Raw genomic sequence first — 8585 nt, 5'->3', positions numbered from 1 at the left:
TGTCGGTTTGCGGTACGGGTAGAGTATGTTTAAACGCTAGAAGCTTTTCTTGGCAGTGTGACGTCACTAACTTCGCTACTAAACTTCGCTCCCCATCACAGCTCAATGTTATAGAACTAAGCATTTAACTCAATTCACACCTCACTGCTTAGACGTGCACTTCCAGTCGCACGCTTTAGTTAGCCTACTGCGTCCCTCCTTCACTACATACTCTAGTACAGGAATATCAACCTGTTGTCCATCGGATACACCTTTCGGTCTCTCCTTAGGTCCCGACTAACCCAGGGCGGACGAGCCTTCCCCTGGAAACCTTAGTCTTACGGTGGACAGGATTCTCACCTGTCTTTCGCTACTCATACCGGCATTCTCACTTCTATGCGTTCCAGCGCTCCTCACGGTACACCTTCTCCACACATAGAACGCTCTCCTACCATACCTATAAAGGTATCCACAGCTTCGGTAAATTGTTTTAGCCCCGGTACATTTTCGGCGCAGGGTCACTCGACTAGTGAGCTATTACGCACTCTTTGAATGAATAGCTGCTTCTAAGCTAACATCCTAGTTGTCTGTGCAACCCCACATCCTTTTCCACTTAACAATTATTTTGGGACCTTAGCTGGTGGTCTGGGCTGTTTCCCTTTCGACTACGGATCTTAGCACTCGCAGTCTGACTGCCGACCATAATTCATTGGCATTCGGAGTTTATCTGAGATTGGTAATCCGGGATGGACCCCTCACCCAAACAGTGCTCTACCTCCAAGAATCTCTAATGTCGACGCTAGCCCTAAAGCTATTTCGGAGAGAACCAGCTATCTCCAAGTTCGTTTGGAATTTCTCCGCTACCCACAAGTCATCCAAGCACTTTTCAACGTGCCCTGGTTCGGTCCTCCAGTGAGTTTTACCTCACCTTCAACCTGCTCATGGGTAGGTCACATGGTTTCGGGTCTACGACATAATACTAATGCGCCCTATTCAGACTCGGTTTCCCTGCGGCTCCGTCTCTTCAACTTAACCTCGCATCATATCGTAACTCGCCGGTTCATTCTACAAAAGGCACGCTCTCACCCATTAACGGGCTCGAACTTGTTGTAGGCACACGGTTTCAGGTTCTATTTCACTCCCCTCCCGGGGTGCTTTTCACCTTTCCCTCACGGTACTGGTTCACTATCGGTCACTAGAGAGTATTTAGGGTTGGGAGATGGTCCTCCCAGATTCCGACGGGATTTCTCGTGTCCCGCCGTACTCAGGATACTGCTAGGTATAAAGACTATTTCGAATACGAGGCTCTTACTCTCTTTGGCTGACCTTCCCATGTCATTCTTCTATACTCTTTAAGTCCACATTGCAGTCCTACAACCCCGAAGAGTAAACTCTTCGGTTTGCCCTCCTGCCGTTTCGCTCGCCGCTACTCAGGCAATCGCTTTTGCTTTCTCTTCCTGCAGCTACTTAGATGTTTCAGTTCACTGCGTCTTCCTCTACCTATCCTTAACAGATAGGAGTACTAGCCATTAGCTAGTGGGTTCCCCCATTCGGACATCTCTGGATCGTCGCTTACTTACAGCTCCCCAAAGCATTTCGTCGTTTGTCACGTCCTTCTTCGGCTTCTAGTGCCAAGGCATCCACCGTGCGCCCTTATTAACTTAACCTTATTTTTGGTCTTGCGACCTAAACTCTTTAAATATTTACAGCGTTTCGGTTTATTTTCTTGTTACTATTTGATATAGATATTCAATTTTCAATGTTCAAACTTAACACTACTAAAGTGTTAATGGAGCCTAGCGGGATCGAACCGCTGACCTCCTGCGTGCAAAGCAGGCGCTCTCCCAGCTGAGCTAAGGCCCCACAAGACCTCTCAAAACTAAACAAGACCAACGTACAGGTTTCCTTTTCCTTAGAAAGGAGGTGATCCAGCCGCACCTTCCGATACGGCTACCTTGTTACGACTTCACCCCAATCATCTATCCCACCTTAGGCGGCTGGCTCCAAATGGTTACCTCACCGACTTCGGGTGTTACAAACTCTCGTGGTGTGACGGGCGGTGTGTACAAGGCCCGGGAACGTATTCACCGCGGCGTGCTGATCCGCGATTACTAGCGATTCCGACTTCATGTAGGCGAGTTGCAGCCTACAATCCGAACTGAGACTGGCTTTAAGAGATTAGCTTGCCGTCACCGACTCGCGACTCGTTGTACCAGCCATTGTAGCACGTGTGTAGCCCAGGTCATAAGGGGCATGATGATTTGACGTCATCCCCACCTTCCTCCGGTTTATTACCGGCAGTCTCGCTAGAGTGCCCAACTGAATGATGGCAACTAACAATAGGGGTTGCGCTCGTTGCGGGACTTAACCCAACATCTCACGACACGAGCTGACGACAACCATGCACCACCTGTCACCTCTGTCCCGAAGGAAAGCTCTATCTCTAGAGCGGTCAGAGGGATGTCAAGACCTGGTAAGGTTCTTCGCGTTGCTTCGAATTAAACCACATGCTCCACCGCTTGTGCGGGCCCCCGTCAATTCCTTTGAGTTTCAACCTTGCGGTCGTACTCCCCAGGCGGAGTGCTTAATGCGTTAGCTGCGGCACTGAGTCCCGGAAAGGACCCAACACCTAGCACTCATCGTTTACGGCGTGGACTACCAGGGTATCTAATCCTGTTTGCTCCCCACGCTTTCGAGCCTCAGCGTCAGTTACAGACCAGAGAGCCGCTTTCGCCACCGGTGTTCCTCCATATATCTACGCATTTCACCGCTACACATGGAATTCCACTCTCCCCTTCTGCACTCAAGTTAAACAGTTTCCAAAGCGTACTATGGTTAAGCCACAGCCTTTAACTTCAGACTTATCTAACCGCCTGCGCTCGCTTTACGCCCAATAAATCCGGATAACGCTCGGGACCTACGTATTACCGCGGCTGCTGGCACGTAGTTAGCCGTCCCTTTCTGGTAAGTTACCGTCACAGTGTGAACTTTCCACTCTCACACTCGTTCTTCTCTTACAACAGAGCTTTACGATCCGAAAACCTTCTTCACTCACGCGGCGTTGCTCGGTCAGACTTCCGTCCATTGCCGAAGATTCCCTACTGCTGCCTCCCGTAGGAGTCTGGGCCGTGTCTCAGTCCCAGTGTGGCCGATCACCCTCTCAGGTCGGCTATGTATCGTCGCCTTGGTGAGCCGTTACCTCACCAACTAGCTAATACAACGCAGGTCCATCTGGTAGTGAAGCATTTGCCCCTTTCAAGCAGATGTCATGCAACATCTACTGTTATGCGGTATTAGCTATCGTTTCCAATAGTTATCCCCCGCTACCAGGCAGGTTACCTACGCGTTACTCACCCGTTCGCAACTCATCCGCTCGGTGCAAGCACCAAGCTTCAGCGTTCTACTTGCATGTATTAGGCACGCCGCCAGCGTTCATCCTGAGCCAGGATCAAACTCTCATTAAAATAATTGTTTGTCTTAAACTCATTCTGTCACTGACAGATTTATTGTTTTTTATTGTTCAGTTACTATAACTTCCGTTATAGTGCCCTGCACATTGGTTCGTCTTGTTCAGTTTTCAAAGGTCTTTGTCGCTCTCTCGCGACAACTATATTAGTATATCATGACCTGGACTTACTGTCAACACTTTTTTTCAAAAAATTTTATTTTTTTGAAAGTTTTTTTGAAGGTGTTAAGAAAAGCCTGTAATACAGGCTTTTCTATCAATTCAGTTCTTTGTTTATAATTAGAAATGTTTCTTCCCCGTAGCCTCTTTTGATCAGACCTGCTCTGGCCATGTCTATTAGATCTTTTGAAAAGGATTGGATAGTTTCTTCTTCCTTTTTGCTTAGAATTTTTTTTGAATATTTCTTTCTAAGTTTTCTATAGTCCTGTTTTTCATTTTTGAGAAATGAACAATGTTCTAAATAGTTTTCCAAGTTTTCTAACTGTACAAATAGGCCGAGTTCAAAAGCTATCGGGGCAAATGTTGTTTCTAATGGTTGAGTACAAACACTTCTAAATTCTACTGTCCCACGGGCAGTTAGATCCTGAAATTGGTAACTTCGATGTTGTTTTAGGTCTTCTTTTACAGGCCTAATGATTTTTTCATTACCATTAGCCGTATAGGCAGTGATTTCTTTTTGATCTAGATAGTCTTTTACTCGAATGGGTTTAAAATAATAGGATTTATCTTCTCTAGTTGCAGTAAAAATAGCTGTACTAGCAAGATTATTAAAAAACTCTTCTTCGCTTTGATAGTCCTTAGGATAAATACCTACATTCTCCTTATAATAACCATGTAAGGATTCTTCCCAAAAAATATCTCTCGTAATCTTTGTATCCCAAGCCTCTGCTGAAAATTCTGAGTTTGAGAATAAGTATGCTTTGGCTGCTTCAATTTTATTAAATGCATTAATGATTCGTATATAGTTATCACGGCGTACATCCAATTGAAGTTGGTTCCCGCATATAAAAGCTCCGTATGAAGGATAGGGGTGTGTTTTCATCCCTGTGCCATTCATTGCTAGGAAAGCCATTAACATCTTGTATCGTTCAATTTTTACTGGGCTATTATCATTTTCTTGCCACTGTGGATGGATCCCATGCCCTTGAATTTCGTGGTGGTCTTCTTGCAAAATCGGTTGAATGATCTTTAAATAGGCTTCAAAGCGTTCTGCCACCTCATCTATAGAATGAGCCTTTTCAAATGCAAATTCAATCGTATTGTAACTTAGCTCGAATAGAATACGATCTTTGGAAGAGCGGTGAACCAATTGAATTGGATTTTGATCGTCATCCATTTTTTCGACTTCAAAATCTAATAAGTTCGCTAAGGTTCGAAAAAGATTTTTCGTCACCTCTATGTTGGTTTTATTTCCATTTGTTTCTACAATCGGAAACTCTAATTCAACTCCGACAAAGAGTTCCGAATCCTCTTTCATATTACTAAGGTACTTCTCTTTTAGTAATTTAATTGCTTGTTGTTTTGTCATTGAATCCTTTTTTCTTCTATTAGAGATATGGGTTCCGTTATAGCATTTTTTTGCTATTTTCGACTACTCATGAAAAGCAAGACAAAACGCCTGCTTACGAAATTGTTTTAAGTTAAAGCAATTTCGTAAACAAGCGTCTACCATTCATTCAATATGATGAGTGTTCCCGCTGGGGAAAATCCCCAGCGGTAGACCAGAGCTAGACTAAGAATAACAGTGTATTCCATCATCATAACACTCAACAAAATTGATGATATTATACCAATTCGATGATAGCCATTGGCGCAGCATCACCACGACGTGGTTCAGTTTTAAGGATACGAGTATATCCACCATTGCGCTCAGCATAACGAGGTGCTAATTCAGAGAACAATTTTTGAAGTGCAGTTGTTTCTGAGTATTTACCTGTTTCTTCATCAAAGTTTTGTGATGCAACTTCGTTACGTACGAATGCAGCAGCTTGACGACGTGCATGCAAATCACCACGTTTACCCAAAGTAATCATTTTTTCAACTGATTTACGGATTTCTTTCGCACGTGCTTCAGTTGTTACAATCGCTTCATTGATGATAAGATCTGTAGTCAAATCGCGAAGCATTGCTTTACGTTGTGAGCTAGTGCGTCCTAGTTTACGGTAAGCCATGTATTCCTCCTCTATTTATCGTTTTTTAACCCAAGGCCTAAGTCGGCAAGTTTGATTTTAACTTCTTCAAGACTCTTACGTCCTAAGTTACGAACTTTCATCATTTCTGCTTCTGATTTTTCAGTCAAATCGTAAACAGTATTGATGCCAGCACGTTTCAAACAGTTATATGAACGAACTGAAAGATCTAATTCTTCGATAGTGCGTTCTAAAATACGATCATCAGAAGTTGTATCTACTTCTTTCATAACATCTGTTGCAATAGCAATTTCAGTTAAGTTTGTAAATAGATTTAGGTGTTCTGTCAAAATACGGGCAGACAAACCTAAGGCATCTTCTGGAATGATTGTCCCATTTGTCAAAATTTCAAGGGTTAGCTTGTCAAAACCGTCATTGCTACCAACGCGTGCTGGCTCAACTTGGTAATTGACTTTTGTCACTGGCGTATAGATTGAATCTACAGCAAGTGTTCCCACTGGTGCATCATCTTTTTTGTTTTGATCAGCTGGAACATAGCCACGTCCACTGTTTACAGTAAGCGTTGCTTTCAAAGACGCTCCTTCTCCGATCGTAAATAGATAATGATCAGGGTTTACAATTTCGATGTCACTATCCGTAAGAATATCACCGGCAGTTACTTCTGCAGGTCCTTCTACATCAAGTTCAATAATCTTTTCGTCTTGGACGTAAGATTTAACGGCGATTCCTTTAACGTTAAGAATAATTTGCATAACGTCTTCACGGACTCCTGGAACGGTATCAAATTCGTGGAGTACACCTTCAATGTTGATTGAAGTGACAGCTGCACCTGGAAGTGAAGCCAGAAGTACACGACGAAGTGAGTTTCCAAGTGTTGTACCATAACCACGTTCAAGTGGTTCTACGACAAACACGCCATAATCTTTGTTTTCATCAATTTTTGTTATATTTGGTTTTTCAAACTCAATCATTTGCTATACTCCCTCTTAAACGAAAAGCTGTGTAATTGTTGATGATTATACACGGCGACGTTTTGGAGGACGAGCACCATTGTGTGGTACAGGAGTTACATCGCGGATTGCAGTTACTTCAAGACCAGCAGCAGCAAGTGCACGAATAGCAGACTCACGACCTGAACCAGGACCTTTAACAGTTACTTCAACAGATTTAAGTCCGTGTTCTTGAGCAGCTTTTGCTGCAGCTTCTGATGCCATTTGAGCAGCAAATGGTGTAGATTTACGAGAACCTTTAAATCCAAGTGCACCTGCAGATGACCAAGCGATTGCGTTACCATGCACATCAGTAATCATAACAATTGTGTTGTTAAATGTAGCGTGAATATGAGCAATACCAGATTCGATATTCTTTTTCACACGACGTTTACGTGTTGGTTTAGCCAAGATTTTTACCTCCTTATTTTATTTTATTTTTTCTTACCTGCAATCGCAACAGCTTTACCTTTACGAGTGCGAGCATTGTTTTTAGTGTTTTGTCCACGAACTGGAAGTCCACGACGGTGACGGATACCACGGTATGAACCGATTTCCATCAAACGTTTGATGTTCAAGTTTACTTCACGACGAAGGTCACCTTCAACTTTGATTGCGTCAACTTCACGACGGATAGCATCTTCTTGATCTGGTGTAAGATCACGAACACGAATATCTTCAGAAACACCTGCAGCAGCAAGGATTTTCTTAGATGTTGGAAGTCCGATACCGTACACATAAGTCAATGAAATTACTACACGTTTGTCATTTGGAATGTCAACTCCAGCAATACGAGCCATGTTTTCTCCTTTCTATCTTATCCTTGACGTTGTTTGTGTTTTGGATTTGCTGGGCAAATTACCATAACACGACCATTACGACGAATTACTTTACAGTATTCGCAAATTGGTTTGACCGATGGTCTTACTTTCATTTTTATCCCTCCAAGTTTTTCGATTATTTAAAGCGGTATGTGATACGTCCACGTGTCAAATCGTACGGACTCATCTCCACTGTAACACGATCTCCCGCTAAAATACGAATATAGTTTTTACGAATTTTACCAGAAACTGTTGCTAAAATCTGATGTCCATTTTCAAGTTCAACCGTAAACATAGCATTCGGCATTGTATCGACTACTTTGCCTTCTACTTCAATCACATCGTCTTTTGCCACGCAAAAGTACCTCCATAAATTTCGATTCATTCCTCTGAGCACAGAGGTAACAATTATAAGTCAGACTAACTAATTGTAACACTTGTTGTCAAATATTGCAAGTGACTAAAACGTTTTTATTTCAAATTCTCTAAGACTTTTTGGATATCTTTGAAGACGTCGTTGATGTCTTGATTTCCTTCAATATCATGTACCAATCCTTTTCCACGATAATGAGCAAGAATCGGCTCACCTTGAGCAATATTCACATCCAAGCGGCGTTTCACTGTTTCTGGTTTGTCATCTTCACGTTGGTAATAGTCTTCTTCCTTGTAGTCAGCTGGTGGGTTGAATACTTTATGGTAAGTTTCACCTGTTTCGCGGTGAATAATACGACCACTCAAGCGTTCAAGAAGGCAAGATGGATCCACTTCGATATTGATTACTCCCTCAAGCTCCAAACCAAGATCAACCAAGATTTGATCCAAGGCATGAGCTTGTTCGATCGTGCGAGGAAAACCATCCAAAAGGAATCCTTTTTCCTTAATGTCGTCTTGAGCCAAACGTTCTTTTACAATCCCGTTTGTCACATCATCTGGCACCAATTCACCTTTGTCGATGAATGATTTTGCCAATACACCCATTTCAGTTTGGTTAGCCATTGCTGCGCGGAACATATCGCCGGTAGAGATATGCGCTACGTGAAACTCTTCAACGATTTTAGCCGCTTGAGTTCCTTTACCTGCTCCAGGCAATCCCATAATTAAAAGATTCATGATGAATCCTCCTTATTTTGTTTTTAAATGGAAGCAGGAGCGAATTCCTATTTCCATTTAAAAACAAAAT

Annotated in this window: 8 protein-coding genes, 1 tRNA gene and 2 rRNA genes (1 of these 11 running past the window's edge); all 11 read right to left on the bottom strand. The window is 42.9% G+C overall.

Annotation, left to right across the window (positions count from 1 at the left end; translation table 11 throughout):
- Positions 1-1646, bottom strand: a 23S ribosomal RNA gene (locus ACVC7Q_RS08435) (it extends 1256 nt beyond the left edge of the window).
- Positions 1647-1769: 123 nt separating this feature from the next.
- A tRNA-Ala gene (locus tag ACVC7Q_RS08430) sits at positions 1770-1842 on the bottom strand.
- A gap of 53 nt (positions 1843-1895) precedes the next feature.
- A 16S ribosomal RNA gene (locus tag ACVC7Q_RS08425) occupies positions 1896-3443 on the bottom strand.
- The 16S and 23S rRNA genes sit together here with 1 tRNA gene alongside, the layout of an rRNA operon.
- A gap of 258 nt (positions 3444-3701) precedes the next feature.
- Complete coding sequence (locus ACVC7Q_RS08420) at positions 3702-4973, bottom strand: glutamate-cysteine ligase family protein (RefSeq protein WP_447265527.1); 1272 nt, start codon at positions 4971-4973, stop codon at positions 3702-3704.
- A gap of 256 nt (positions 4974-5229) precedes the next feature.
- Complete coding sequence (gene rplQ / locus ACVC7Q_RS08415) at positions 5230-5616, bottom strand: 50S ribosomal protein L17 (RefSeq protein WP_003002399.1); 387 nt, start codon at positions 5614-5616, stop codon at positions 5230-5232.
- 11 nt (positions 5617-5627) lie between these two features.
- Entirely contained in the window at positions 5628-6566 is a 939-nt protein-coding gene (locus tag ACVC7Q_RS08410; protein ID WP_003009635.1) for a DNA-directed RNA polymerase subunit alpha, read from the bottom strand.
- Between the two features lie 45 nt (positions 6567-6611).
- A complete protein-coding gene (rpsK, locus tag ACVC7Q_RS08405) occupies positions 6612-6995 on the bottom strand; it encodes a 30S ribosomal protein S11 (RefSeq protein WP_003002390.1) in 384 nt (127 codons plus the stop codon).
- A gap of 23 nt (positions 6996-7018) precedes the next feature.
- On the bottom strand, positions 7019-7384 hold the full coding sequence (gene rpsM / locus ACVC7Q_RS08400) for a 30S ribosomal protein S13 (RefSeq protein WP_003009631.1): 366 nt from the start codon (positions 7382-7384) through the stop codon (positions 7019-7021).
- 17 nt (positions 7385-7401) lie between these two features.
- On the bottom strand, positions 7402-7518 hold the full coding sequence (gene rpmJ, locus ACVC7Q_RS08395; protein WP_001808836.1) for a 50S ribosomal protein L36: 117 nt from the start codon (positions 7516-7518) through the stop codon (positions 7402-7404).
- A 23-nt stretch (positions 7519-7541) separates the two neighbouring features.
- Positions 7542-7760: a translation initiation factor IF-1 gene (infA, locus tag ACVC7Q_RS08390; RefSeq protein WP_001029883.1), complete on the bottom strand. Its 219-nt coding sequence runs from the start codon at positions 7758-7760 to the stop codon at positions 7542-7544.
- 116 nt (positions 7761-7876) lie between these two features.
- Positions 7877-8515 (bottom strand): adenylate kinase, encoded by a 639-nt coding sequence (locus tag ACVC7Q_RS08385; RefSeq protein ID WP_009732030.1) that lies wholly within the window; start codon positions 8513-8515, stop codon positions 7877-7879.
- Positions 8516-8585 lie beyond the last annotated feature (70 nt).

The sequence above is a fragment of the Streptococcus sp. W151 genome (assembly GCF_053010205.1).
Note: the sequence above shows the minus strand (reverse complement) of the source record. Positions and strands in the feature narration are given on the sequence as shown.